The organism is Aeromonas sp. ZOR0002 (assembly GCF_963866995.1).
Lineage (GTDB): Bacteria > Pseudomonadota > Gammaproteobacteria > Enterobacterales > Aeromonadaceae > Aeromonas > Aeromonas caviae.
Window position 1 is genome coordinate 2,811 of sequence record NZ_CAWMFQ010000368.1, and the last position, 879, is coordinate 3,689.

The 879-nt window shown below is 67.7% G+C and carries 1 protein-coding gene; it reads right to left on the bottom strand.

Annotated features, from left to right (window positions below; all coding sequences use genetic code 11):
• Nucleotides 1–25: 25 nt before the first annotated feature.
• Nucleotides 26–879: galactose-1-epimerase (locus AACR77_RS19605; RefSeq protein ID WP_042882337.1), on the bottom strand; the 854-nt coding region annotated here is incomplete at its 5' end.

The following is an 879-nucleotide window of genomic DNA, read 5'->3' on the forward strand; positions in this document are numbered from 1 at the left end:
CCCTTCGTCTGCCCGAGCGGGGCTGTCAGGGGGCAGGAATAAAGCGATAGCGGGTCTGGTGGCGATAACGCTGCCCCGGCAGCAACCAGGGATCGCCGAGAGCGGGCCGGTTCGGGCTGTCGGGCAATTGCTGGGCCTCCAGGCAGAAGCCGTCGTAATCCCGGTAGGGTCGGCCCTGACGATCCGGTGTGCCGGTCAGCCAGTTGCCGCTGTAGAACTGCAGGGAGGGCTGGTTGGTGTAGACCGCCATCGCCAGCTTGCCATCCCCCGAGATCACCCGGGCGGCCCATGGCTGATTGGATCCACCAAACGGCTCATCAACAGGCTCAAAATCGCTGTTGTTGAGCAGAAATGCGTGATCGTACCCCTTGGCCAACTGCTGCTGGGGGTGGTCCAGCCACGCCTGGCCGATGGGGCGGGGGGCGCGCAGATCGAAGGGGCCTTCCACCGGGGCGATGGCCAGCGGCAGGCTCTGGTCATCCGTGGGCAGGTAGCGGTCGGCGTCTAGGCTGATGGTGTGGTGGCGGATGTCGCCACCGCCATCCAGGTTGAAGTAGGCGTGGCTGGTGAGGCTGACCGGGCTGGGGGCGTCCGTGCTGGCGCAGAAGTCGACCACCAGATCGCACTGCTCCAGCCGATACTCCAGGCTCACCCTCAGATTGCCGGGAAAGCCCTGATCCCCCGCCCGGGAGAGGAGCGCCAGCTTGACCCTGTCCGCCTCCTGCTCCTTGATCTGCCAGGTGCGGCGATGGAACCCGTCGCGCCCGCCGTGCAGGCAGTTGGCCCCCTGGTTGGCGTCCAGCGTCCAGCACTGGCCTTCCCGCTCAAGGCGGGCGCCGCCGATGCGGTTGGCAAAGCGCCCCGCCACGGCCCCCAGCC